We start from the raw sequence: 23854 nt of genomic DNA on the forward strand, positions 1-23854 counted from the left end.
CGTGTTTACCGGTAGAGTTCTTCGATTTCCGCCGCATAACGCTCCAGAACGGCCTTCCGCCGCACTTTCAGGGTGGGCGTGAGCGTGCCGTCCGCGATGCTGAGGTCCTCGTCGAGGACGGCGAAGGCCCGGATGCGGGCCGGCCGGGACAGCCCGGCGTTGGCCGCCTCCACGGCCTCGCGGACCAGTTCCCGTACGGCGGGATGGCGGCCGGGACGCTCCCCCGGATCGTGCCCCTCCCGGGCCGCCCAGGCGGCGATCTCCTCCGCCTCCAGGGTGATCAGCGCGACGGGGTGCGGGCGGCGGTCCCCGGCCATGACGGCGTACGAGACGTACCGGGACCGCTGGATGGCGTGCTCGGCGAGGGAGGGCGTGAGGTTCTTCCCCGAGGACGTGATGACCAGGTCCTTCTTGCGGCCGGTGATGGTGAGGTAGCCGTCCGCGTCGAGCGCCCCCAGGTCGCCGGTGTGCAGCCAGCCCTCGTCGTCGAGGGTCTCGCGGGTGGCGGTGTCGTTGCCGTAGTAGCCGGGGAAGACCATGCCGCCCCGGGCCAGCACCTCGCCGTCCTCCTCCGCGATGCGGATCTCGCAGCCGGGGTACGCGCGCCCCACGGAGCCGTACCGCACCGCGCCCGGCCGGTTGAGGGAGATGACCCCGCCCGACTCGGTCATCCCGTACCCCTCGTACACCGGAATCCCGCAGGCCCGCAGGAAGTCGAGGGTCTGCGGGGGGATCGGGGCGGCCCCGGTGAGCGCCCACCGCACGCGCCCTCCGAAGGCGGCGCGCACGAGCCCGTACAGCGACTCCTCGGCGGCCTCCCACACCGCCCGGTCCTCTTCCGGAAGCCTTCCCTCCGCCGCGAGCACCCCGACCCGGACGGCCTCCTCGAACCGCTCCTTCCCGCCCTCCTGCGCCTCGGCCAGCCCCAGCACGATCGCGTGCACCTTCTCGAAGAGCCGGGGCACGGAGGGCAGGTGCGTGGGCCTGACCTCGGCAAGCTCCGCGACGACGTCCTCGACGCGCCCCCCGAAATAGCACAACTCCCCGCCGAACATGAGGGTGTTGAACTGGATGAGCTGGGCGAGCAGGTGCGCGAGCGGCAGATAGAGGTACGTGACGTCCCCCGGCCCGCCCTCGATCATCTCGGCCCCGCCGTCGAGGACCGCCCCGAAGTTGCCGTGGGTGAGGCGGCACCCCTTGGGCGGCCCGGTGGTCCCGGAGGTGTAGACGAGCGAGGCGAGGTCCTCGGGGCGGACGGCGTCCGTCCGGGCGAGGAAGTCCCCGAGCCCGGCCCCGGCGGCGGGCAGCCCCGCCAGCTCCCCGAACAGCAGGGTCGCCGTCGCCCCCACCCGTTTCGCCTGCCCGGCGCTCTCGCACAGGACGAGGGAGGTGCCCGAGTCGCCCAGCACCCAGGCGACCTCGTCGTCGCCGGCCGTGGGGTAGACCGGGACGACGACGCCGCCCACCGCGAGCACGGCGAAGTGGGCGTACGTCCAGTCGATGCAGGTCTCACCGAGGATGCCGACCCGGTCGCCCGGCGCCACCCCGGCCGCGATCAGGCCGCGGCCGATGTCCCGTACCCGGTCCCGGAATCGGGCGTACGAGACCGGACCGACCCCCTTCGCCCGCAGGGCGGGCAGGTCCCCGTACCGCTCCCCCGCCCACTCGGTGAACCCGGCCAGCGCCGCGGGACGCGGCCGCTGCGCGGGGCTGGGCCCTGGCGCGGGGCTGGGCCCTGGCGCGGGGCTCGGACCTGGCACGGGGATCTGCCCCGTCGCCGGCCCCGGACCCGTCGCGGGGATCTGCCCCGCCGCGGGGCCCGAACCCGCCGCGAGGCCCGGACCCGTCCCGAGGCCCGGACCCGTGGCCGGGTTCTGGTCCGTCGCGGGGCTGGGCCCCGTCGCGGGGCTCGGGCCTGTCGCGGGGCTGGGCACCCTCTCGGGGCTCGGGCCTGTCGCGGGGCTCGGACCTGTCGCGGTGGTGTCACCCGTATCCGTCATGACCCGACGGTAAGGAGCCGTTCCCGCACGGGAGATGACGCGAAACGTCACCCCGGCTGACCCGTGCGCTCACAGACGCTACGGTCCCCCACATGGGCAAGCAGACGATCAGCGTGCACCACGTGCGGGCCGTGCTGCGCGGCGTCGAGCGCGCCGGGGTGGACACGGTCCCGCTCCTCCAGGCCGCCCAGATCCCGCCGCTGCTGCTGGGCGACGACCGCGCCCGCGTGACCAGCGTCCAGTTCGCCCGCCTCTTCCGGGCGTTGTACCGCACCACGCAGGACGAGTTCCTGGGCCTGTCCGCCGCGCCCAGCCGCCCCGGGACCTTCGCGATGATGTGTTACGCGGCCCTGGGCTGCCCCGACCTGGGCCGGGCGATGGAACGCGGCACCGCCTTCTACGCCCTCTTCGACGGCGGCCCGGACCTCTCCCTCACCCGCACCCCCACCGAGGCGGTCTTCACCGTGCACAACGGGCTGGGCTCGGACGAGGACCGGTACGAGGACCGCTTCCTCACCGAGTGCATGGTGATCATCTGGCACCGGCTGTGCAGCTGGCTGACCGGCAGCCGCATCCCGCTGCGCTGGGCGGAGTTCGGGTATCCGCCGCCGCCGCACGAGGCGGAGTACGGGAGCCTCTTCGGCTGCCCGGTCCGCTTCGGGGCGGCGCGGACGGCGGCGGGCTTCGACGTCCGGTGGCTGTCGGCCCCGCTCGTACGGGACGAGGAATCGCTCGACGCGCTCCTGCACCGGGCGCCCTTCGACCTGCTCACCCGGCGGGAGTACGGCGCGACGGTCGCCGAGCAGGTCCGCCGCGCCCTCGCGCAGGCCCTGCGAACCTCCCCGCGCCTGCCCTCCCTGCCGGACACGGCCGCCCGCCTGGCGGTGAGCCCGGCGACGCTGCGCCGGCGCCTGGACCGCGAGAACACCAGCTTCCAGCAGCTCAAGGACGCGGTGCGGCGGGACGCGGCGATCGCGGGCCTGGCGGAGGGCCGGGAGCCGATCGCGGAACTGGCGGCGCGGCTGGGCTTCTCGGAGGACACCAGCTTCCACCGGGCGTTCCGGCGGTGGACAGGGACGACGCCGGGGGCGTACCGGGTGGCGGCGGGTTCGGGCGCGGGTTCGGGGCCGAGCGCCGCGAATACCGGCCCCCGAACCGGTACGCCCCCAAGTCAGTGAAGCTGAGCATTCCGGTCAGCGCGTTCCCTACTCGCCGGTCACTACGTTCTCCGTACGCAAGAGCCCCCCACCCCTTCGTAGGGAGAACCCATGTTGTCCGTACGTACGAGAATCCTCGCGGCATCCGCCGCCCTGGCCCTGTCCGCGGCCCTCCCGACAGCGGCGACCGCCACCGCCGCGGACGACACGACCGCGCCCGGCGCGTCCTCGGCCGGTGACGCCCCCGGCACGCTCCTCTCCGCCGCGCCCACCGCCTTCCACCCCCTCCCCCTCCAGCCGACGAACACCGACGCCTGGCACATCAACTACCGCTCCACGACCGCGAAGGGCGCGCCCAACACCGTCTCCGGCACGGTGATCGTCCCCCGGGACGGCCGCAAGGGGCCGCGCCCCCTGGTCACGTACGCGGTCGGCACGGTCGGCATGGGCGACCAGTGCGCCCCGAGCGCGGGCTTCCCCACGGGCACGACGATCGAGGCGACCCTGATCAACCAGGTCGTGCAGCGCGGCTGGGCGGTGGCCGTCACGGACTACGAGGGCCTCGGCACGCCGGGCGACCACACGTACACGGTCGGCCGCGCGGAGGGCCAGGCGGTCCTGGACGCGGCGCGGGCGGCCCTGAAGCTCCCGGCCGCCGAGACGGGCCTGTCGAAGGACTCCCCGGTCGGCATCATGGGCTACTCCCAGGGCGGCCAGGCCAGCAGTTGGGCGGCCGAACTCCACGACGCGTACGCCCCGGAACTGAACGTCAAGGGAACCGCGACCGGCGGTGTCCCCGCCGATCTGATGGAGGTCGCGAAGTTCAGCGACGGCAACATCGGGGCGGGCCTGATCCTGATGGCGGCGGCGGGCCACGACACGGCCTACCCCGAGCTCAAGCTCGACTCCTACCTCAACCCGCAGGGCAAGGCCTACGTCGACTTCATGCGCAAGAACTGCGTGGCGATCAACGCGATCTCCGCCCCCTTCAAGCGCATCAGCGAGGTCACGACCACCAACCCCCTCGAATCCCCCGACTGGCAACGGAAGTTGGCGGACTCCAAGCTCGGCACGCACGCCCCCGACCACCCGGTCTACCTCTACCACGGGGGCATCGACGAGCTGATCCCGTACAAGGTCGGCACACAGCTCCGCGCCGACTGGTGCAAGGCGGGCGCGAAGGTCCAGTGGCGTGCGCACCCGCTCCTCGGCCACATCGGCGGCGTGACGGTCGGCGCCTTCCCGGCGATGGACTGGCTCGCCGACCGCTTCGCGAACAGGCCGACCGGCGGCAACTGCTGACACCGGCGGGTCCGGGGCCCGGTCCGCGCTCGGCATCCGCGCGGACCGGGCCCCAAATGCCCTGGCCCCACAGCCCCTCACCAACGACGATGACCCCATGACCGACCACGACGATCACCGCCCCACCCGCTGGACCGAAGCAACTGTCTACCCCGACATGTGGCTGAACCCGGACGACGACCCCCGCGACAACGACGGCCCCGCGCCCGAGGGCGAACTCGCCACCCTCCTCGACTTCATCACCAACTACCGCCTCACCCTGCGCCTGAAGTGCGACGGCCTGACCCCCGCCCAACTGGCCACCCACTCCGTCCCCCCGTCCACGATGTCCCTGCTGGGCCTGGTCCGCCACCTCGCGGAGGTGGAACGCGACTGGCTCAACTGGATCACCCACGGCGACCCGCTCCCGAAGCTGTACGGCAAGCGCGACGCGGACTTCGACGAGGCGGTGGGCGACCCGGACCTGGTGGCCTCCTCCTTCGCCGACCTGGAACGCCAACAGGCCGCCACGGACGCCGAGTTGGCCAAGTACGCCGCAGACCTGGGCCAGCACGTCGGCCGCGAGGACATCGCCGTGCGCGAACTGATGGTCCACATGGTCGACGAATACGCCCGCCACTGCGGCCACGCGGACCTGCTGCGCGAGTGCGTGGACGGCCGGGTGGGGCAGTAACGGCCCGCATCCCCGGAGTGGCACCATGCCCACCGCCGCCGTCGCGCGCCTCGCGCCCACCACCGCGAACGGCCCCCCTCGGGGCCGTGCCTGCGGCCGGGAGCATCGCCTACGCGGCGCGGGCCACGGGGCTCCTCTGCATCGCGGCCTGAACCGCCGCCGCTTTCGCGGTACTCGCCGTACGCGGGTACCGAGCGAGCATCACCTACGCCCACTCGGTTCACGCGCGGCTGTCGGACGCTCCTTCCGCCCGTGCGGCGGTCGGGGCGGCCTCGTCGAAGAGCTCCTCGGCCGAGGTCGCCCGGATGGCCCGGATGAAGAGGCCTTCGAGGACGTCGAAGTCCGTGCAGGCCAGGACGCGCTCGCGCACCGAATCGCTGATCGCGATGTCACGCTGAGCAAGAAGCAGCAGGACGTCCTCGGCACGACCCTCCGTGCGCCCCTCATCACGCCCCTCGTCACGGCCCGCTTCACGGCCCTCCGCCCGCAGTTTCTGGGCGGTTTCCGAGCGGAAGAAGGAGAGGTCGGCGGCCATGATTTTCCTCCAGGTCGCGGCGGCCGGGGTCTTTCCCAGGCCTCGTTCGGTGAGTTCGGCGAAGATCATCGCGTCGTCTTCGTCCACGGTTTTCAGGGCTGCGGCCAGCGCTTTCAGTATGGCACCGGCGTTCGCGTCCTTGCTGTGCGTGATCGCCGACAGGGTGGCCAGCGGGATGTCGTCCCGGGCGACGTCCGGATCGGTGACGACGGGGACGTTGTGCGGGCCCAGCACCAGCGGCCGGACCGTCAGGGTCGACCACTGCGGCACCCCGAAGTCGACGGGCCGGGCCGCCCAGGCGGCCGTGCGCCGGTCGTTGCAGATGACGACGAGGAGTACGGGCAGGTCGTACTTCTCCCGGAGGAAGGCGGCGTAGTACGCCCAGCTTCCGGGTTTGTCGGGGTCCTTCGCGCTCTGCGCCTCCACCGCAAGGAGGAAGCTGCCCTCGGAGCCGTGGGTGTCGACGCGCAGAAGGGTGTCGATCCGACGCTCCAGGGCGTCGGGCGTCGTGCAGTCGGTGGGCATCAGCGAGGCGTCCACGAGTTCCGAGAAGGGGTACCCGAGGGCCCGTGCGGTACGGGTGAACACTCCGTGATCGTGCTGGAAGAGGCGATGCATGGCCTCGTGCGAGGAACTGACCATGCCGGGAAGCTAGCCCGCCCACATCCGTCTGGCACATGCCATTGGCACAGGACCAGCCTTGCGGGCGACCCCCGGTCCAGGCGTTCGAGCACCCCCGCCCTGTGACCCGCACCACATCCCGTCACACTCTCCGCACCCCCGGTGTCCTGTGGTCGAACCCCTTTCGAGTGGAGGACACCATGAGCGAGAACCACATCCAGGGCACCCGGGTCGTCGTCGTCGGCGGCGGATACGCGGGCGTCATGGCCGCCAATCGGCTCACCCAGCGGGCCGGGCTCGACGTCACCCTCGTCAACCCCCGTCCCGAGTTCGTCCACCGCATCCGGCTGCACCAGCAGGTCGGGGGGACCGGGAACGCGGTTGTCGCGTTCCGGGAGGTGCTGGCGGAGGGGGTGCGGCTGGTGGTCGACACCGTGGAGCGCATCGACGCCGGCCCGCGCAGCGTCGTACTCGATCAGGGGCAGGTCCTCTCGTACGACTACCTCGTGTACGCCGTCGGGAGCGGCAGCGCCGACCCGAGCGTGCCGGGGGCCGCCGGGTTCGCGTACCCCATCGCCACCCTGGAGGAGGCGGAGCGGCTGCGGCCGGTGCTGGAGGCGGCCAGCGCCCCCGTGGTCGTCGTCGGGTCGGGGCCCACCGGCATCGAGACCGCCGCCGAGCTGGCGGAGGCGGGACGCGCGGTCACCCTGGTCTGCGGCGGCGAGCTGAACCCGTATCTGCACCCCCGCGGCCGCCGCTCGGTGGCCAAGCGGCTGGCCCGCCTCGGCGTCGACGTCGTGGACGGCCCCGGCAGCCGGGCCACCGAGGTCACCCGGGACGCCGTCCGGCTCGCCGACGGGCGCGAGCTGCCCAGTGCGGTGACCATCTGGACGGTCGGCTTCGGCGTTCCGGACCTGGCGGCACGGAGCGGCCTGACCACCGACGCGCTGGGCCGCCTCCTCACCGACGAGACCCTCACCAGCGTCGACGACGACCGCATCCTCGCGGCGGGCGACTCGGCCGCCCCCTCGGGCCTGCCGCTGCGGATGAGCTGCCAGGCCGCGATGCCGCTGGGCGCGCGGGCCGCCGACACGGTGCTCAGCCGGATCGCGGGCGAACAGCCGGAGACGGTGAACCAGCCGTTCGCCGCGCAGTGCATCAGCCTGGGGCGGCGCGACGGGATCTTCCAGTTCGCCAACAGGGCCGATGTGGCGGTGCGTTGGAAGGTCGACGGAATGCTGGGCGCGAAGCTCAAGGAGACGGTGTGCACGAGCGTCGTCCAGCATCTCGCCGGTGAGGCGGCCAAGCCCGGCGGGTACCGGCTGCACCGGATGGGCGGCGGCGAGCAGCGCCAGGAGCGCCTGGCCGCACAGGACGCGCCCCTCGCCCTCGACCGTACGGCCTGACCGGTCCATGATCAGACGGCATCCAGCGCGAAGGATCTCGTCGTGAGACCCGCGATCGTCCCGAAGAAGGCCGTACGACCATGAGCACACCCACCCCGGACCCCGCCCCGGGCCTCACCCCTGATCCCGCCACGGAGTCCTTCCTCGCCCACCGGAACCTCCTCTTCACCGTCGCGTACGAAATGCTCGGCTCGGCGGCCGACGCGGAGGACGTGCTCCAGGAGACCTGGCTGCGCTGGGTCAAGGTCGACCTGTCCCAAGTAACCGAGCAGCGCGCCTACTTGGTACGGATCACCACCCGTCAGGCCCTCAACCGCCTGCGCACCCTCCAGCGCCGCAAGGAGTCGTACGTCGGCTCCTGGCTGCCCGAGCCGATGCTCACCGCGCCGGACGTGGCGGAGGACGTCGAGCTGGCGGAGAGCGTCTCCATGGCCATGCTCCTCGTCCTGGAGACCCTCTCCCCCACCGAGCGCGCGGTGTTCGTCCTCCGGGAGATCTTCGACGTCGGGTACGACGAGATCGCCGCCGCGGTCGACAAGTCCCCGGCGGCGGTCCGCCAGATCGCGCACAGGGGCCCGGCAGCACGTGGACGCGCGCCGGCCCCGCCAGACGGTCCCGGCGAGCGTGACCCGGGCGGCCCTCGCCTCCTTCCAGCGCGTGCTGGAGACCGGGGACCTCCAGGGCCTGCTTAACGTCCTCGCCCCGGACGTCGTACTGATCGGCGACGGCGGCGGCATCAAGCACGCCGCCCTGCGCCCGACGATCGGCGCGTCCAAGGTGGCCCGCTTCATGCTGGGCGGCATCGGCAAGCACGTCGACGGCAAGGGCTCGTCCTTCACGGTCACCCCGACCGTGGTCAACGGCACCCCCGCCCTCCTCGTCCACATCGACGGCGAGCTGGACGGAGTGATGACCGCCCGCGTCGAGTCCACCCTGATCACGGGCCTCTACTACGTCCGCAACCCGGAGAAGCTGCATCGCGTGAGCTCCGAAACCCCTCTCACCCTCCACTGACCAACGCGCCCGATCTCGCCCCCGATCCGCCTTCCAGGAGCCTGAATTGCACCCCGAGACACCGCAGTTCGACCACCTTCTGCACTGCGTTCCCGATGTCGAGTCGACCACCGAGGCGTATGCGGCGGCCGGCCTCCCCGCCCACGCCAACCCGCCGCACCTGGGCTTCCGGAACGGTGCGTGGCGGCTCGACGCCCGGTACGTGGAGATCCTCACCGTGGTGGACCGCGCCGAGTTCGACGCATCGCCCTACGGCCGGGCGATGACCGTCTGGATGCCGCACGTCGACGCGCTGCTCGCCGCGGGCGGAGGGGCGTTGAACTTCGCGGTGCACGTAACGGACGTGAACGCCACCACGGAGCGGCTCCGCCGCGCCGGGCACACGGTGGACCTGCATGTCTTCGCCCGTGAGGGCTCCCCGGTTTCGTTCACCGAGGCCGTGTTGCGGGACGCTCCCGCCTGGGCCCCGTTCTTCGTCACGTACACCCCGGACCGCCAGGTCATCCTCGACCGCTACAGCGCGGGGCGGGTCGCGCGCGGGCCGCACGACCTGGCCGGTTTTGTCGTCGAGACGCCCGAACCCGCCGCGTCGGCGGTGTGGTTGGGCGAGCTCCTCGGCATCCCGGCCGACCGGGCGAGGAACGTGGTGCCGCTGCCCGGCGGCGAAGTGCACTTCGCACCGGGCCCGGCGGACGCGATCACCACACTGCTGCTGGCCGAGGGCACACCACCCTCGACGTCCGTGGCGGGCCTGCGGCTCCGCCCCGTACACAGCGTTCGACCGGACACGCCGTAGCCCCTCCCGGGCGACCGGGGCCCGCGCTCACACCGGCACCCACTCCGGCCACCACGCGGGTACGTTCGCCGGGCAGAGCGGGTCCGGGTAGTCCGCCGGGGTGGCCACCACCGCCAGCACCCACCACACCAGCCCCAGGTTGGCCACCACCCCGGCCGCCAGGGCCACGCCGACCCCGTACCGCCCGAGCGCCCACACCACCACGGTCCACAGCACGGCCGTGGCCACCCACAGCAGCAGCGCCAGCGGAGCCCAGAAGAACCCCGCCGCCGTGCCGACGTCGCACTCCCGCCAGATCCGGACCACCACGGCACTGACCACCACGGCCGACGGCACCCCGGACAGCCCGCCGATCAACCCCCCTGCCCCGCAACCGACTTCGCGGCCCTTCACGTCACTCCGCCCGCGTCGCCTGGAACCAGTGGACGTCGAAGTGCTCGGCCATCGAGCCCGGGAAACGGAGGTCGGTGAGGTAGCGGTACACCGCCTCGGTCAGCGTGCAGTCGAACCGTTCGACCTCGTCGTCCGTCGCGCCCTCGTCCGCCACGTGCACCGGCCACCGGTCGGGGTCGGTATCGGCGTCGGGTATCCAGTGGAAGTCCTGCTCGTGCTCGTTCCCGCCCCAGGTCAGCCGCCCGCCGGGCGCGGGGAAGCGCGTACGCTCCTCGTCGTAGTACCGGGCCGTGACGGCGGTCGAGATGAGGTATTCGGGGCCGTAGACGCCCAGGAAGCCGTCGAAGTCCCCTTCCCCGAAGGTCTCGTACAGCCGCTTGTAGTCGCCCGGCAGCCGCGTCCCCAACCGCCGCTCGACGTCCGCCCAGTCGACCTCCGTGGGTGGCCTCCCCACCGCCTCCCACCCCGTCACGGCCACCAGCCGCTCCAGCCAGGTCGCGCTCTCGGGCAGTGCGTCCGGGTCCGGGGTGGTCCGCTCCAGGGCCACCAGCACGGACCCGCCGCCGACCCGGCCCACCGCCAGCCACCGCGCCCCCGACGCCCAGACCCGCCCCCACGCGACGGGCTCGCCGCCGAGAGTCCCGGGCAGCCCCCGCACCCCGACGAACGCCTCCCCGAACCAGTCGCTCAACTCCCCTGCTTCGGCGTCCAGTTCCGCCGCATCACGCGGGCCGGAGAGACACAGGTGCCCCTTCCCGTGGCCGGGCCGCCCGCAGGTCAGCTCCCCCGCCTTCTGCCAGCCTGAATCCCTTGCGTCGGTCATGGTCATACGGCGGCTCCTCCGGGCATTCCGGGCGTCAGATGAGGGTGAGGAACGTGTCCAGCTGGTGGGTGTGGAAGGCCTCGGCGTCCCAGGTGGCCGGGAGGACGCCGGCGGTGCCCGACCATACGTACGTCCAGCCGTACGGAGTCCCGCCCTCCAGCGCGATCCTGCGCAGGTCGTACTCCGCACCCTCGTACGCGTCCAGCAGCCGCCACTCCGCCACCGTCAGGTCGGCCAGCAGCACGCCCCGTGTCGTGCTTCCCGGGGAGGCGACCAGGCCGGGGTACGCACGGTGCTCCAGGGCGGCGGCCCGCCAGCCCGGTGCGAGGGCGGGCGCCCCGGCGGGCACCCGGCCGAGCACGGCGCGCAGGACTTCGGGGAAGCGGAGGGTTCCGTACACGAAGAGTGTGTCGGGGCGGGCGGGGAGGTCGGGGAGGTCGTCGGCCATGGGCGGATTCTGCCCGGTGCCCCGCGCTGCGCCCAAGGGGGGCCGACTCGCCCCCCTGCCCGGCCCTCGTCAGCGGACGACGTCGAAGACGTTCTTCTGCAGGCCGTTGGCGTAGGCCTCGTGCTCGACCAGCTTCAGCTTCTGGGTGTCCTTGTCGGTGGTGCTGAAGAGGCGCTTGCCCGCGCCGAGGAGGAGCGGGAAGACCAGCAGGTGGTAGCGGTCGATCAGGCCTGCGTCGGAGAGGGCCTGGTTCAGGGAGGCGCTGCCGTGCACGATGATCGGGCCGCCCTCGGTCTCCTTCAGCGCGGCGACCTCGTCGAGGGTGCGCAGGATCGTCGTCTCGCCCCAGTTGGAGACCAGGTCGTCCTCGGTGAGGGTGGTGGAGACGACGTACTTCGGCATCGCCTTGTAGTCGGCGAAGTCCTCCATGTCGGGCCACACGGGGCTGAAGGCCTCGTAGCTGGTACGGCCCATCACCATCGCGGTGGCTTCCTTCTGCTCCCGGCCCTTGATGTCGAAGGCCTCGGGGAGGAACTCGATGTCCTTGAAGGTCCAGCCCGAGTTCCGGTATCCGGGCTCGCCGCCCGGGGCCTCCACGACGCCGTCGAGGGAGATGAAGGCTGTGCTGATCAGGGTGCGCATCTGGGGGTCCTCGATGTCTGGTGTCTGGTGTCTGGTTCTCGGCAGGTGCCCGATCGGTGCTCGCTTCGGCCACTCTCGTGGCTGCGGTGCGCCGTTCACGATCTATGACTGTTGATCATGGAGGAACTCATCGGCCGCCGCCCACCTTTTCCGGCGACTCTCCCCGGCACCGGATGCGAAAGCCCCCGTGCCGCGTCTGCAACTGCCGCGCCGGCGCTTCGTCCTGCCCCAGGTCCGGTGCGGTGGTCGGCCGCAGCGCGTCGGGGCCGTGCAGGTGGCCGGGGGCGACGATCCGCCCGCCCGCACTCCAGGTCCGGACGGCGGCGGACCCCGGCACAGCAGCAGCACGGGCGGACAGTGCGGCTCTGGCTCTCGGGGTAGATCCATTGTCCCGGCTCGGAGAGGTACCTGTCACCGTTCTCCAGAATGATCTTTACGTCCCCTTTGCACCCCTAGGCTTTCGGGCGACCCCAAAGCACCTACCCGAGGCAGGAGTTGAGAGTGGCGCACGACGTCTCCGCACCGACGGCACTGACAGCACTGGCAGCACTGGCAGCGGAACTCACGGCCATGGCTGCGGCCGATCACCGGTCGACGGTCCGCGCGAACAGCGACGACCCCGCCGAGCAACTGGCCTGGCGGCGGCTGACCGCCCAGCACGGCGACCGGCTGAGCGAGATCATGGACGAGTACGGCTGGCCGACGGCGGAACTGGTCGGCGAGGAGGCCGCCCGCGCGGCCTGGCTCATCGCCCAGCACGCCGACCGGCAGCTCGACGTGCAGCGTCGTGCCCTCCGGCTGATGCGGCAGGCGGTGTCGGCGGGCACCGCAGGTCCCCGCGAACTGGCCTTCCTGCACGACCGCACGCTGGTCAACGAGGGCCGCAAGCAGGTCTACGGAACTCAGATCGCCGGCGTGAAGGACGGGGCCCCGGTCCCGTGGCCCTGCGAGGAGCCGGAGCGCATGGACGCACTCCGGGCGGACGTCGGCATCGAGCCCTTCGCGGAGTACGTCGCGCAGTTCGCTGTGGCCTGAGGTCCCTCCCGGCCGCGTCCCGCCGCGTCCGGCGGACCACTGCCCGGGCTCCCCCGAACCCAGGCCGTGGTCAGCCGGGCAGGCCCCGGTCGCCGGACAGGTCCCGGGCCGCCGCGTTCGCCCGTACTGATGCCGCGACGAGCAGGCCCAGTGCCGCCACGAATCCCGTCAGGGGGACGGCCAGGACCGCCGGGCTCCCGCCGCTGCCCACCACCAAGGTCACCAGCACCGTCACCGCCCCCACCACGTACGCGGTACGGAAGGTCGCCGTCAGCAGCGGGCCCGCCGCCGCGTGCCCCCGTTCCCAGGCCGCGTCCGACGCCATCGTGGCCTTTGTCCTGATCCCGATCGCCGCATTCCGGCCGACGCCCCCGGCCCCGGTCCCGACGTGTTTCCTCAGGTAGTGGACGGACGCGCCCAGCACCAGCAGCCCCACCCCGCACACCCATCCCGCCACCGGGTCCATTCCCCGCCCTCTCCGCATGTCGCCGTACGTCTAGGACAATCTTGCTGGATTTTGTCCCATGTTTGGGGAGGGGGGTGTGGGGCGGCTGCCCGGCCATGTCAGCTCGGCCCACACGGTCTTGCCGGGGTTGCGGTCCGTGACGCCCCACTCGTCCGCCAACTCCTCCACCAGCACCAGCCCGTACCCGCCGCCCGCCACATGCGGCAGCAGGTCCGGCTGCCGCGCGGGCCGCCGCTCACCCTTCGCGTCCGACACCTCGATGCGCAGTACGTCGCCGAGCACCATCCGCAGCGAGAAGTCCCGCCCCGGCACCCGGCCGCGCAGCACGGCGTTCGCGGCCAGCTCCGCCACCACCGTCGTCACCGCGTCCGCGAACTCGCACCCGTACGGCACCCCCCACTCCTGAATCTGCTGCTCCGCCAGCAACCGGGCGAGCCGCGCACCCCGCCGCGTGGAACTGATCTGCTGCTCGAACTCCACGTCCAGCGTGGCCATTTCACTGTTCATGTGACAGAGCGTGGTCGGTCGGATCTACGCTGAACAGGTGCGGCGGGGCGACCGTGGGTAGTTGTACGGGTGCGCCACGCGCGTTGTACGGCCTGTCAACCGTGACCCCGAAGGCGGCCCCCACGTGCTCTCGAACCCGGACCCCTCCCCCGAGACGCCCTCCCAAGAAGACGGCACGGCCCACCTGTTCAGCGCGCTGGGCAAGCAGATCAAGGCCCTGCGCGAGTACCGGGGCATGACCCAGGTCGAGTTGGCCACTGCCGTTCGCTTCGGTCCGGACCTCATCTCGGCGATCGAGCGCCACACACGTACACCCCAGCCGGAATTCCTGCGGGCCGTCGACCCTGTGCTCCGGGCACACGGAACGCTCATCGCAGCCATCCCCGACGTGGAGGAGGCGCTGAAGAAGAACCGGACACGGCACCCGGACTGGTATCGCAACTACGCCAAGCTGGAGGCCGAGGCGCTTGAGCTGCACGATTACAGCAATCAAGCGATCTTGGGGCTACTGCAGACAGAGGACTACGCCCAAGCAATCTTCCAGCGGCGCCGCCCGCTCCTGAGCGAAGAGACCATCAACAAGCGCGTTGCCGACCGGATCTCGCGGCAGGCGGTCTTCGAGAAGTGGCCACCAACGGAGTTCAGCTTCATTATCGAGGAAGACGTTCTGCGGCGGCCTATTGGCGGGCGGGACATCCACCACGCGCAGCTCCGCAGCCTGCTGAAGGTGTCCGAGATGCGCAACGTCCACCTTCAGGCTGCATCCACCGCTTGGGAGGAACACCCCAACATGGACGGCGCGTTCACGCTGATCGTGGCAAAGAATGGCCAGCACGTGGGGTACACCGAGGTACAAGGCCACGCCCGCCTGATTACTGATCCCGAAGAAGTGCGCGACCTCGAAGTCCGCTATGCGATCATGCGGTCACAGTGTCTCAGGCCACCCGAGACGGTTGACCTGATCATGAGCATTCTGGGAGACCGATGAACGCCGAACACCTCACCTGGTTCAAGTCGAGCTACAGCGGCGGCGAGGGAGGCCAGTGCCTCGAAATCGCCTACGAGTGGCGCAAGTCAAGCTATAGCAGCGGCGAAGGCGGCCAGTGCCTCGAAGTCGGCTACGACTGGAAGAAGTCCAGCCACAGCAGCGGTGAGGGCGGCGAGTGCGTCGAGGTCGCGACCCACCCCACCACCATCCACATCCGCGACTCCAAGCTCGCCGACGCCAGCCCCACCTTCGGAGTCTCCCCCACCGCCTGGGACGACTTCATCGCGTACGCCTGCGCCTAACACCCGCACGTTGACGATCAACGGGACCCTGGGAGACCGATGACCACCACAGAACTCACCTGGTTCAAGTCGTCCTACAGCGGTGGGGAAGGTGGCGACTGTCTCGAAGTCGCCATCGCGTGGCGGAAGTCCAGCTACAGCGGCGGTGAAGGCGGCGAGTGCGTAGAGGTCGGCTACGGCTGGAAGAAGTCCAGCCACAGCAGCGGCTCGGGCGGCGAGTGCGTCGAGGTCGCCGCCCACCCCACCACCATCCACGTCCGCGACTCCAAACTCGCCGACGCCAGCCCCACCTTCGGGGTTTCCCCGGCGGCCTGGGGCGACTTCATCGCGTACGCCTGCGCCTAACACCCGCACGTTGACGATCGACGGAACCCTGGGAGACCGATGACCACCACAGAACTCACCTGGTTCAAGTCGTCCTACAGCGGCGGCGCAGGCGGTGACTGCCTCGAAGTCGCCCTCGAATGGCGGAAGTCGAGCTACAGCACGGGTGCTGGCGGCGAATGCCTCGAAGTTGGCTACCACTGGAAGAAGTCGAGCCACAGCGACGGCGAGGGCGGCCAGTGCGTCGAGATTGCCGCCCACCCCACCACCATCCACGTCCGCGACTCCAAACTCGCCGACGCCAGCCCCACCTTCGGGGTCTCCCCCACCGCCTGGGGCGACTTCATCGCGTACGCGCGCGCCTGATCACCCACACGGGGGAACATTCCCAACTGGCCACGCGGAGTGACGAGTTGATGCGCTAGCGTCAGCCATCCACTCACGCTCCGCATGCCACGACGTGCACGCAGAGCGGCCCCCGCAGGTGTTACGAGCACCAGACGCGAGGGCCTCACCCCCGAGGCTTACTAGAGGAGCCCCCGGAATGTTCCTGCATGCTATCTCGCCGACGCGCGCCTTCACCAAGGTCTCGAACGCCCTCCTCCGCCGCACCGAGCTGGACGCCGCCTCCCGCCTCCTCCTCGCCCACGTGGGCGGACTGCCGCCCGCCGACCAGTACGCACCCCTGAGCGCCCACGCCGAACAACTGGGCCTGAAGCCCGGGACGTACAAGAGGGTCAAGAAGGAACTCGTCCAGTACGGGTACGCCCACGACTACCGCACGCAGGGCAGCGACGGGCGGTGGTACACGGAGCAGTGGGTCAGCACCGTCCCCCTGACGGACGACGAGTTCACGGCCCTGCGCACGGGGACGGCGACAGCGGTTCCGAGGGAAACGAAACCGACGGCCGGTCGACCGAGCGGCCCGTCCGTCGGCCGTTCTACCGGTACTACGCAGACGAACAGCAAGACATCTCCCACCCGCCCACCCCAAGACACCCCGCAAGCGGCGGAGACGGTCAGCAGCAACAACACCAGCCCGGAGGACTTCGCGCGGGCGGAGCGCATCCTGTGGGCGCTGAAGACCGAGCGCAAGGACCTGGCGCTCACCTTCCGCGACGTGCGCTACCTGGCGAACGCGGTCGCCGCCCGCCTCCAACTCGGCGTCCCCGCCTGGGAGATCCACAACGCCCTGACCCACGGCCTGCCCGCCGACCCCATCCGCAACGCGGCGGGTTTCGTCACCCACCGCCTGGCGACCCAGGTCCCGGACGCGGCCTCCCTCGCCGCCGCCGACGCGGCCAGGGAGGCGACGGCCCGGTCCCGTACGACCGCCCTCCCCGCCCGCAAGGCCATCACCGAGTGCCGGGGGCCGGGACGCCCCGGACCCCACGTCTTCCGCCCCGTGGGCGACGAGACCTTCTGCGACCCGTGCCGCCACGAACACCCGCAACTGGCGGCCTTCACGGAGGCGGAACACGGGGGCGCATGGGCCCCGCTGACCGAACGCGCCTACCCGGACCCGGCCTTCTGACGGCGCTGACCAGGTCGGAGCACCCTGCACCCGACGGGTGAAATGCGGCCGAGCCCAACGGGGTTGGTGTCGTTTGCGGCTTTCGGGTTTCCCCAGTGGTTGTGGTGGCTGAGCTTGACTCTGTCGGGGATCTTGGACCCGTCGAGGTCAAGTGACCAGCGTGCGCCTCGACTTCGGCCCGGCGCTCGGGCCGTCTGGACCAGAGACGGGACTTGCGCGCCGGAATGGGGCGACGGGACAACGGATTCCGACAGTCTGCGACGGTCGGCGGAACTCCCCGGGCAAGTCCGTGCGCCGCGCTGGAAGACGCAAAGATCCCCGACAGAGTCAAGGTGCCCGTGCCATATCTCCCTGCGCACTCTTCTGTGTGCATGTCAGGGTGTCCTGGCGTAGCCCGGCCCCGGTCGGGCCGTGGCCGCCTGTGCCGGGGCAGGGCGGGGTGGCTCAGACCGCCTCGAAGATCACGGACTTGAACTTCACGTCGGAGCCGAGCTCCTGTTCCACGTTGAGCTTCGTTCCCACGCCTTCGCAGTTCTCCTCGCTGTAGACCATGGCCTCAGAGTCGAGCACGTTGTTCTTCGGCGCGAATGCGGTGTCGGGCTTTCCCTCGACTTCGGGGACGTTGATGCACACGGCAGCGTCGGGACTCTCCATGCTCCCGGCGGTCGGGTTGGCGGGATCGCCGTACTGGTAGTAGAAGGAGCCGTCGATGGCACTGGCCGACGTGGGGACGGTCAGGACAAGGGCGAGGGCGCCGAGGGCGGCACCGACGGTGTGGCGAAGTCGCATGGGGGATCTCTCTCGCTCAACGGACGCCGACCGGCGGCCGACGATCCAACGGAGCATGCCTGGCATCGTCGGCGACCCTGGAGAGCCGTCCCGGCGCGTACCGGTGATCTTGGGGGCGCGCATATTGACACCTGCCACACCCCTCGCACGCGCCCCGATGAAGAGCCGTGCGTCACCGCAGCGCACCCCGCAGAGGGATATGGCACAGCTCCTGAGCTTGATCCTTAAGGCCCCAGTGATCGTCGTAGACCTTAAGGATCAAGCTCAGTGCCCGTGCCATATCTTCGGGTGATCAGTGGGCAGGGTATGGCGCAGGGTCCCCCACATGGCCGCCGGGGAAAGGTTTCGGCGTTCACGAACGGGTGACAGCACACTGCCCCGCCTCTTGAGCAGGTGGTGGCGTGGACAGCCTGGGGAGGAATCCGTCCCCTGCGTAAAAGGATGCCCTCATGCGTTTCCGTACCTCCCTCGCCGCCGCCCTGGGCGCGCTCGCGCTCGTCGTCACCCTGCCGACCTCCGCCAACGCCGCGACCGGCCAGTTCGCCTTCACCTACAACCGCGACGGCAAGACCATCGAGGCCACGCTCCACGACCCCAAGGCCCGTGAGTGCATCGACCTGGACGAGGTCGCCGACCCCAGCACGACGCCCGCGCACTCCCCGCGCAACCGCACCAACAGCATCGCCACCGTCTTCACCGACCTCGAATGCGAGGGCGAGTCCTTCCCCCTGAAGGCACACAGCGGCCACGCCGGCGAGGGCCTGAAGTTCCGCTCCGTCCTCTTCAACCAGTAGCCCCACCGCCGACGCCCCTTCCGGCCCCTCCAGTTGCCCGTACGTGAGCGACTGCTGGAGGGGTCCGGTGCTGCACGGGCACTGAGCTTGATCCTTAAGGTCTCGCCCGGTCGCGTTCGTAGTGAGTGCTGGGCCGTTTGACGGTTTTGCCCACGTCCTGGTGGGTGGCGGGGTGCCGGTTCTTCGAGCCGGGCGGGCGTCCGGGGCCTGCCCGGCTGGGTTTGGGCACCTGTGCCGGGCAGGGCAAGTGGGGTCGCAGGTGCCGAAACCCGCCCCGGACGCGGGTGGGTGTGGGTTACCGCTTGGAGGCGACCAGGCGGCTGCCGGTCCAGTCCTTGGTCACGCCGATGCTCTTGGTCTGGACGAGGCCAGCGGTCTGCGACGCCTTAGGCGACTGCGCCCCGGTCGGGCCGCCACGGCCCGACCGGACTGAACCTTGGTGGACGGCGATTGTGGGTCGTCGGGACACGACGTCGTACGGCGGAATTCTCCGGAGGGCGTCTCCTGCGGGCGCACCGTGTGAGGTTGTTGCCGATTCTCCACGGAGGAAGACCATGACCACCCTGCCCCGCCTCGCTGCCGCCCTCGGCAGCCTCAGCATCGCCCTCACCGGTTTCACCGTTGCCGCCGCTCCCGTTGCTCAGGCGGACCCGAAGACCTCTGGGAGTACATGCAGACCCACATGCCGGAACAGACGAAGAAGACAGCCGAGTTCCGTATCGCCTTCATCAATTCCTGCAAGAGCGCCCAAGAGGTCAGTGAGGCCAGGTGCGTCAGCGACCTCAGCCAGTGGTTCCTTAAGGCACCGAAGGAGCATGCTGCGGAGGCCTGCCGTCTCGGCGCGCTCCCGACGGAACCGCACCGCTCTCGGTAGGGCTGCTGATCTCCAACAGGCTCCGCGCGCATGGGATTGGCCCCCGGACTCGCGTCGGGGGCTTTCTTCCGTCGCGGCGAGAAAATCCAGACCCGGGTCGCCCCAGAGTTGGCCAGCGGCTTGGGGGCGGCGCTCAGCTAAGGTCCATGAGGATCGCCACGACCTTAAGGATCAAGCTGAGCTGGGCATTCAACCCCAAAGTCAACGGCATTGAGGTCAACCCGTAGGGGCCTTCGCCGCCTGGCTCGCATACTGGGCCGATGAGCCCGATCTCCGCACATCATCGGTTCCGGGACCCACGGAGCACGCAGTACGACTTCCTCGTATCGGTCCTCGTGCGCTGCCCCAGATGCGACAAGATCGCGCGCATCGTGGCCGGACCGGAGCTGCCCGGTGTGCACGGTCCGGGCCTCTCTGCGTCAAGACGTCTTGTCTGCCGGAACTGCGGGACGTCGAGAGAGTCGAGCTGTGGATATGTGACTTCGTACCGGGCTCCGCACGAGCCGGCGGTAGACCCGTACTTCGGCGTCCGTCTGTGGTTGCAGACCGAGACCCGGCACGGGTGGGTATGGGCCTACGACCTGGAGCACCTGGACCTGATCAAACGATTCGTGCAGGCGTCGCTGCGTGAGGGGATTCCTTGGCACGACCACGGCCGGAAGATGACCGTGGTGGCCCGCCTGCCCGCCTGGATGCAGCAGGCCAGGAACCGCGACGAGGTGTTGCGGGCCATCGCCCGCATCCACGCCTCACTGCTCCGCATCTGACACGATGCCCGGCACGAGGCGTTCGACTTCGCGTCCCACTTTGGAGAGGACCTCTACGCATGCCTGACCCGGCGCGGTGACACCCTGTTCGAGCTGTGCGACGCGATGCTCTGCGAAGACGGCCCGGTGACTTCGCCGGTCGATCTGACGCTGCCGGCCGAGCACCGGCGTGGGCACGGCGCGTTGTACGACGCCCTCAACCAGGGCCACATCGACGCAGACAGGCTCCGAAAAGCGCTGGCCATGCTGCCACAGCCCAAGGCCGCCGACGGGCGCCTGGTCCTGGCCGTCGATGTCTCCGCGTGGCTGCGGCCCGACGCGCCGACCAGCCCGGACCGCCTGTTCTGCCACGTCTACGGACGCTCGGGACGCTCCTCGGACCAGTTCATCCCCGGCTGGCCGTACCCTTCGTCGCCGCGCTGGAGACCGGACGGACGTCGTGGTGCCGGCTGCTCGACGCAGTCCGGCTCGGCCCCGACGACGATGTCGCCGAGATTACCGCCGCCCAGGTCCGCCGCATGGTCACCGACCTGATCGGCCAGGGCCAGTGGGAAGTCGGTGACGACGACATCCTGGTCGTCTTCGACGACGGCTACGACGCCCCGCGCATGGCCTACCTCCTCGACGATCTCCCCGTCGAGGTCCTCGGTCGCATGCGTTCGGACCGGGTAATGCGACGGCCGACGCCCACGCTCAAGGAGTACGCCCTGTCCTGTCCCCTCGGCGGGTGACCGCCGAAGCACGGCAAGGAGTTCCGCTTCGCCAAGCCCGACTCCTGGGGCGAGCCTGACGCCGAAACCGTGCAGGCCACCGACCGCTACGGCACCGCCCAGGCGATGGCGCGGGACCGTATCCACCCCCGGCTCACCACCCGCAGCGCGTGGACCGGCACCCCGCCACCCGTCACGACGTGGGCAAATCAACCAGACGCCCTGAAAGCATCGCTGAACGTAATCAACTCAAAGCCCACAAGCCATAAAAACAAGCTGAGTGCCCATGCCATATCTCCCTGCGGGCTGGGGCGCGGGCAGCGAGTAGGAGATGCGGGAGGCGTTCTCACAGGGTGCGGTGGCTTTCCGTAACCGAATGCTCGTATTTCGGTTGCTCAGAGTGCCTGCTGCTTGCTGCGGCAGGTCACCGATCCCTGTGGAGAAGTCATGCACGTACGCACGATGTCAGCCGCCGCCGTACTGGCCGTGAGTGTTCTTGGCGCCCTGGGCGGCGGGGCGTTGGCCCAGGCCGATGAGCCGGTGGCGACCAAGACGGTCCTGAACGACTGGGACGCCGCCTGGGACGGCACCGGGTTCCGTGCCGACGGGAACGTCTCCTCCGAGGAGGGTGTGCCGACCGGTCCCTTCACCGCCACCGTCTACACCACCGACGGCAAGGTCTTCGACTCCTGCTCGGGCACCGTGGAGGCCAACGGCGACATGTTCTGCAACAACCAGCTCCCGTTCTACAAGGCGCAGGAGCGGGGGACGCCGGCGAAGGTGACGCTGGAGTACAAGGGCGACGGGAAGTTCCAGCCCAGCTCGGCCTCTGGCGACGTGAAGACCGACGGGGGAATTGTCTCGGCGGTTAACGACGGTGGCGGCCTCCCGGCCGGGTTTGAGCTTCCGAGCCTGCCCGGGGCCGCTGGCTGACGTTCTCCGGCTGATCCACGCGTTCGGCCGACCCTCTCGTCCTGCTCTGCACTCTCACGTGCTCACTCATTGAGGAATGACATGAAGATCGCTTCCCTGTGTGCGGCGGTGCTCGTCGCCGGTGCCCTGCCCCTCGCCGCAGCCACCTCGGCAGCAGCCGCAGACCCTGTCCCTCCCACCAATCTGCACCAGCTCGTCACCGTGGAGCAGTGCGAAGCCGGCGGCGGCCAGAGCGTCGGCGCCACCACCTGCGACGGGGGCGACCTGGCCGGCAGGTACCTGTACCTCCCGGGCCGCGACGCGGTCGGCAACGACGAGTGCGAGGCGGGCGGCGGCACGAAGACGTACGTGACGGACGCCCAGGACAACGGCCGCTACGACTGTGTCGGCGGTGCCTACGACGGCATCTACACCGGCAACGGGGGCGGCGGCGGCTGGTTCTAACCCGCCCGCGCCACGCACCGATCAGGACCGGCGAACACCCTCGCCGGGCTCCTGACGTCCGGGCGGTACCGGTGGTGCCCTTCGTGAGCACGCATCGGAGCGACCTCCAGCGCCGCGTCCCCCAGGGCGAATTGGCAGCCACCCGAGGGGCCGGAGGGCCGATGCTCCACCAGCCGGGAAGAACCCAGCGTCCCCGTCACCGTCCCCGACGTCCTGTGCGCCGCCCTCGCCCCGGGCCCCGACGGCGACTCCCCGCTCCGTAAGGCTCAGCTTCAGGAGCGGGTCGTCGCCACCGGCGACGTCATTCGGGCTGCCGTGAAGACGCGGTCCTGCCCCGGGCCGGGCGGCCCGGGGCAGGAGTAGGGCTAGGCGTTCTCGTCGAGCTGGTGGAGTTCCGTGAAGCCCAAGCAGCCAGGGCCCGACACGAGGGTGATCTGCCAGGTGCCGCCCTCGGCCAGTGATGTGCCGTTGCTCCACCTGGACCCGCTTGCTCGGATAGAACCGCGCATGCAGCTCCTCGGAGAGGATCGCGCCCACGCCCCGGTCCCCCGAGCCAGCCCTTCCGCTGGGCCTTCTGCCCGAGCTTCCGCAGGACCGTCCTAACTCAGCCCCGGCCCGCACCGAGCAGGCCGCGCTCCGGTTCCTCTCCGACGACCTCGGTCTCGCCATCGCCCCGCGCGTCCTCGCCGCCGACCCGGCCGCCGGGGTCCTCGTCCTGGAGGACCTCGCACCCCGTACCGCCCTGGACCGGCTGCTCCGCCGCGACGGGGCCGCCGCCCACGCCGACCGACTCGCCGCGTTCGCCCGCACCCTCGGCGAGCTGGGCGCCGCCACCGCCGGCCACTCGGACACGTACCCCGCACCCCGGAGCGACCCCGTGGCCCGCTTCTCCCCGCTCCGGGAGGAGGCCCGCGAACACGCCGCCGCCCTCGGGGCACCCCTCACCGGTCCGGTTGCCACCGAACTCGTAGCGGCTATGGACGAGTTGACCGAACCCGGCCCCTTCCTCGCCCTCAGCAACGGCGACGCGAAAGCCAACAACATCCTCCTCAACGCCTCCGGCCCCGCCGACCCCCGCCTCATCGACTTTGAGTTCGCCGGTTACGCCCACGCGCTCGCGGACGCGGTCTGCCTGTACGTCCCGGGCCCGGCGTGGATGTCCGTGGGCGACCCCGACGCGAGCGGCCTCGCCGACCAATACCGCCGGGCCCTGGCCACCGGGGTGCCCGAGGTCGAGGACGACCGGCGGTACGGATTCGGCCTGGCGGCGGCCTGCCTCGCCTGGGCACTCGTACGTCTGCAACGCCTCCCCCTGCTCGACGCGCGCCCGCCGGGCGACGACAGTCGCGCCCAGCTCATCGCGACCCTGGAGGCGGCGGGCCGCACGGCCGCGACGTACAACTCCCTTCCACACTTGGGGGGTTGGGCTCGCCGTGTCGCCGCCCTGTTGCGGCTCCGCTGGCCCGACGCGGACCTGGACCTCACCGATCCGGCCGCAATATCTCCGTACACGGCACGACGATGATCCGTACGCTTCGGTACCGGCGCGAACACAGAGCACAGGGGACCGAGGGAAG

At 70.7% G+C, this 23854-nt stretch carries 27 protein-coding genes and 4 pseudogenes; 18 read left to right on the forward strand and 13 right to left on the reverse strand.

Annotated features, from left to right (window positions below; all coding sequences use genetic code 11):
• Positions 1–5: 5 nt before the first annotated feature.
• On the reverse strand, positions 6–1760 hold the full coding sequence (locus ACIO3O_RS32590; protein WP_401752181.1) for an AMP-dependent synthetase/ligase: 1755 nt from the start codon (positions 1758–1760) through the stop codon (positions 6–8).
• Between the two features lie 332 nt (positions 1761–2092).
• On the opposite strand from ACIO3O_RS32590, the gene ACIO3O_RS32595 reads away from it, so the two are divergent.
• The 3 genes from ACIO3O_RS32595 (at position 2093) to ACIO3O_RS32605 (ending at position 5132) form a co-directional block, all read left to right on the forward strand.
• Positions 2093–3178, forward strand: a complete 1086-nt coding sequence (locus ACIO3O_RS32595; protein WP_401752183.1) for an AraC family transcriptional regulator — start codon at positions 2093–2095, stop codon at positions 3176–3178.
• Between the two features lie 93 nt (positions 3179–3271).
• A complete protein-coding gene (locus ACIO3O_RS32600) occupies positions 3272–4459 on the forward strand; it encodes a lipase family protein (protein WP_401752394.1) in 1188 nt (395 codons plus the stop codon).
• 97 nt (positions 4460–4556) lie between these two features.
• The gene (locus ACIO3O_RS32605) at positions 4557–5132 is read left to right on the forward strand and encodes a DinB family protein (RefSeq protein WP_401752184.1); all 576 of its coding nucleotides are present in this window, start codon (positions 4557–4559) and stop codon (positions 5130–5132) included.
• A gap of 220 nt (positions 5133–5352) precedes the next feature.
• Here the strand turns inward: ACIO3O_RS32605 and ACIO3O_RS32610 are convergent, their stop codons facing one another.
• Positions 5353–6309 carry a hypothetical protein gene (locus ACIO3O_RS32610; RefSeq protein ID WP_401752186.1) on the reverse strand — a complete coding sequence of 319 codons (957 nt, stop codon included), beginning with the start codon at positions 6307–6309 and terminating at the stop codon, positions 5353–5355.
• Between the two features lie 179 nt (positions 6310–6488).
• On the opposite strand from ACIO3O_RS32610, the gene ACIO3O_RS32615 reads away from it, so the two are divergent.
• The 3 genes and pseudogenes from ACIO3O_RS32615 to ACIO3O_RS32625 all read left to right on the forward strand — a co-directional run bounded on the left by ACIO3O_RS32615 (position 6489) and on the right by ACIO3O_RS32625 (position 9504).
• The gene (locus ACIO3O_RS32615) at positions 6489–7694 is read left to right on the forward strand and encodes an NAD(P)/FAD-dependent oxidoreductase (RefSeq protein ID WP_401752188.1); all 1206 of its coding nucleotides are present in this window, start codon (positions 6489–6491) and stop codon (positions 7692–7694) included.
• An 80-nt stretch (positions 7695–7774) separates the two neighbouring features.
• A pseudogene (locus ACIO3O_RS32620) lies at positions 7775–8708 on the forward strand (RNA polymerase sigma-70 factor).
• A 46-nt stretch (positions 8709–8754) separates the two neighbouring features.
• Positions 8755–9504, forward strand: coding sequence for a VOC family protein (locus tag ACIO3O_RS32625; protein WP_401752190.1), 750 nt, complete (start codon positions 8755–8757; stop codon positions 9502–9504).
• A 27-nt stretch (positions 9505–9531) separates the two neighbouring features.
• Here the strand turns inward: ACIO3O_RS32625 and ACIO3O_RS32630 are convergent, their stop codons facing one another.
• The 4 genes from ACIO3O_RS32630 to ACIO3O_RS32645 all read right to left on the reverse strand — a co-directional run bounded on the left by ACIO3O_RS32630 (position 9532) and on the right by ACIO3O_RS32645 (position 11810).
• Positions 9532–9828 (reverse strand): hypothetical protein, encoded by a 297-nt coding sequence (locus ACIO3O_RS32630; RefSeq protein WP_401752192.1) that lies wholly within the window; start codon positions 9826–9828, stop codon positions 9532–9534.
• Between the two features lie 70 nt (positions 9829–9898).
• Complete coding sequence (locus tag ACIO3O_RS32635; protein WP_401752194.1) at positions 9899–10726, reverse strand: SMI1/KNR4 family protein; 828 nt, start codon at positions 10724–10726, stop codon at positions 9899–9901.
• A gap of 28 nt (positions 10727–10754) precedes the next feature.
• Positions 10755–11168 carry a gamma-glutamylcyclotransferase family protein gene (locus ACIO3O_RS32640; RefSeq protein WP_401752195.1) on the reverse strand — a complete coding sequence of 138 codons (414 nt, stop codon included), beginning with the start codon at positions 11166–11168 and terminating at the stop codon, positions 10755–10757.
• A gap of 69 nt (positions 11169–11237) precedes the next feature.
• Positions 11238–11810 carry a dihydrofolate reductase family protein gene (locus tag ACIO3O_RS32645; RefSeq protein ID WP_401752197.1) on the reverse strand — a complete coding sequence of 191 codons (573 nt, stop codon included), beginning with the start codon at positions 11808–11810 and terminating at the stop codon, positions 11238–11240.
• Positions 11811–12341: 531 nt separating this feature from the next.
• On the opposite strand from ACIO3O_RS32645, the gene ACIO3O_RS32650 reads away from it, so the two are divergent.
• On the forward strand, positions 12342–12845 hold the full coding sequence (locus ACIO3O_RS32650; RefSeq protein WP_401752395.1) for a DUF6624 domain-containing protein: 504 nt from the start codon (positions 12342–12344) through the stop codon (positions 12843–12845).
• Between the two features lie 70 nt (positions 12846–12915).
• Here the strand turns inward: ACIO3O_RS32650 and ACIO3O_RS32655 are convergent, their stop codons facing one another.
• Together ACIO3O_RS32655 and ACIO3O_RS32660 are read right to left on the reverse strand one after the other, a co-directional pair.
• Positions 12916–13311 carry an SdpI family protein gene (locus tag ACIO3O_RS32655; protein ID WP_401752199.1) on the reverse strand — a complete coding sequence of 132 codons (396 nt, stop codon included), beginning with the start codon at positions 13309–13311 and terminating at the stop codon, positions 12916–12918.
• A gap of 30 nt (positions 13312–13341) precedes the next feature.
• On the reverse strand, positions 13342–13818 hold the full coding sequence (locus tag ACIO3O_RS32660; protein WP_401752201.1) for an ATP-binding protein: 477 nt from the start codon (positions 13816–13818) through the stop codon (positions 13342–13344).
• 124 nt (positions 13819–13942) lie between these two features.
• Between ACIO3O_RS32660 and ACIO3O_RS32665 the strand changes: the two genes are divergently transcribed.
• The 5 genes from ACIO3O_RS32665 (at position 13943) to ACIO3O_RS32685 (ending at position 16966) form a co-directional block, all read left to right on the forward strand.
• Positions 13943–14806, forward strand: a complete 864-nt coding sequence (locus ACIO3O_RS32665) for a helix-turn-helix domain-containing protein (protein WP_401752203.1) — start codon at positions 13943–13945, stop codon at positions 14804–14806.
• Positions 14803–15108: a DUF397 domain-containing protein gene (locus tag ACIO3O_RS32670; RefSeq protein WP_401752205.1), complete on the forward strand. Its 306-nt coding sequence runs from the start codon at positions 14803–14805 to the stop codon at positions 15106–15108. Before ACIO3O_RS32665 ends, ACIO3O_RS32670 begins: the two co-directional genes overlap by 4 nt.
• 39 nt (positions 15109–15147) lie before the next feature.
• Positions 15148–15453: a DUF397 domain-containing protein gene (locus ACIO3O_RS32675; protein ID WP_401752207.1), complete on the forward strand. Its 306-nt coding sequence runs from the start codon at positions 15148–15150 to the stop codon at positions 15451–15453.
• A 39-nt stretch (positions 15454–15492) separates the two neighbouring features.
• Positions 15493–15798 (forward strand): DUF397 domain-containing protein, encoded by a 306-nt coding sequence (locus ACIO3O_RS32680; protein ID WP_401752209.1) that lies wholly within the window; start codon positions 15493–15495, stop codon positions 15796–15798.
• 178 nt (positions 15799–15976) lie between these two features.
• The gene (locus tag ACIO3O_RS32685; RefSeq protein ID WP_401752210.1) at positions 15977–16966 is read left to right on the forward strand and encodes a hypothetical protein; all 990 of its coding nucleotides are present in this window, start codon (positions 15977–15979) and stop codon (positions 16964–16966) included.
• Between the two features lie 444 nt (positions 16967–17410).
• Here ACIO3O_RS32685 and ACIO3O_RS32690 read toward each other — a convergent pair whose 3' ends face one another.
• On the reverse strand, positions 17411–17755 hold the full coding sequence (locus tag ACIO3O_RS32690; RefSeq protein WP_401752212.1) for a hypothetical protein: 345 nt from the start codon (positions 17753–17755) through the stop codon (positions 17411–17413).
• Positions 17756–18204: 449 nt separating this feature from the next.
• Here ACIO3O_RS32690 and ACIO3O_RS32695 point away from each other — a divergent pair, with 449 nt between their 5' ends.
• Positions 18205–18549, forward strand: coding sequence for a hypothetical protein (locus ACIO3O_RS32695; RefSeq protein ID WP_401752213.1), 345 nt, complete (start codon positions 18205–18207; stop codon positions 18547–18549).
• Positions 18550–18643: 94 nt separating this feature from the next.
• Here the strand turns inward: ACIO3O_RS32695 and ACIO3O_RS32700 are convergent.
• Both ACIO3O_RS32700 and ACIO3O_RS32705 read right to left on the reverse strand, forming a co-directional pair.
• A pseudogene (locus ACIO3O_RS32700) lies at positions 18644–18841 on the reverse strand (transposase); the annotation flags it as partial.
• Positions 18842–18844: 3 nt separating this feature from the next.
• A pseudogene (locus ACIO3O_RS32705) lies at positions 18845–18937 on the reverse strand (DUF3052 family protein); the annotation flags it as partial.
• Positions 18938–19683: 746 nt separating this feature from the next.
• Here ACIO3O_RS32705 and ACIO3O_RS32710 point away from each other — a divergent pair.
• The 4 genes and pseudogenes from ACIO3O_RS32710 (at position 19684) to ACIO3O_RS32725 (ending at position 22277) form a co-directional block, all read left to right on the forward strand.
• Positions 19684–20190 carry a hypothetical protein gene (locus ACIO3O_RS32710; RefSeq protein ID WP_401752215.1) on the forward strand — a complete coding sequence of 169 codons (507 nt, stop codon included), beginning with the start codon at positions 19684–19686 and terminating at the stop codon, positions 20188–20190.
• Between the two features lie 105 nt (positions 20191–20295).
• Positions 20296–20921: pseudogene (locus ACIO3O_RS32715) on the forward strand (transposase).
• A gap of 426 nt (positions 20922–21347) precedes the next feature.
• Complete coding sequence (locus ACIO3O_RS32720) at positions 21348–21833, forward strand: hypothetical protein (protein WP_401752217.1); 486 nt, start codon at positions 21348–21350, stop codon at positions 21831–21833.
• An 81-nt stretch (positions 21834–21914) separates the two neighbouring features.
• On the forward strand, positions 21915–22277 hold the full coding sequence (locus ACIO3O_RS32725; RefSeq protein ID WP_401752219.1) for a hypothetical protein: 363 nt from the start codon (positions 21915–21917) through the stop codon (positions 22275–22277).
• Positions 22278–22642: 365 nt separating this feature from the next.
• Here the strand turns inward: ACIO3O_RS32725 and ACIO3O_RS32730 are convergent, their stop codons facing one another.
• Complete coding sequence (locus ACIO3O_RS32730; protein ID WP_401752221.1) at positions 22643–22786, reverse strand: hypothetical protein; 144 nt, start codon at positions 22784–22786, stop codon at positions 22643–22645.
• Between the two features lie 95 nt (positions 22787–22881).
• On the reverse strand, positions 22882–23121 hold the full coding sequence (locus tag ACIO3O_RS32735) for a hypothetical protein (protein WP_401752223.1): 240 nt from the start codon (positions 23119–23121) through the stop codon (positions 22882–22884).
• Positions 23122–23154: 33 nt separating this feature from the next.
• Between ACIO3O_RS32735 and ACIO3O_RS32740 the strand changes: the two genes are divergently transcribed.
• The gene (locus tag ACIO3O_RS32740; protein ID WP_401752224.1) at positions 23155–23802 is read left to right on the forward strand and encodes a phosphotransferase; all 648 of its coding nucleotides are present in this window, start codon (positions 23155–23157) and stop codon (positions 23800–23802) included.
• The last annotated feature ends 52 nt before the right edge of the window (positions 23803–23854 follow it).

It is taken from the genome of Streptomyces sp. NPDC087440 (assembly GCF_044744005.1).
GTDB lineage: Bacteria > Actinomycetota > Actinomycetes > Streptomycetales > Streptomycetaceae > Streptomyces.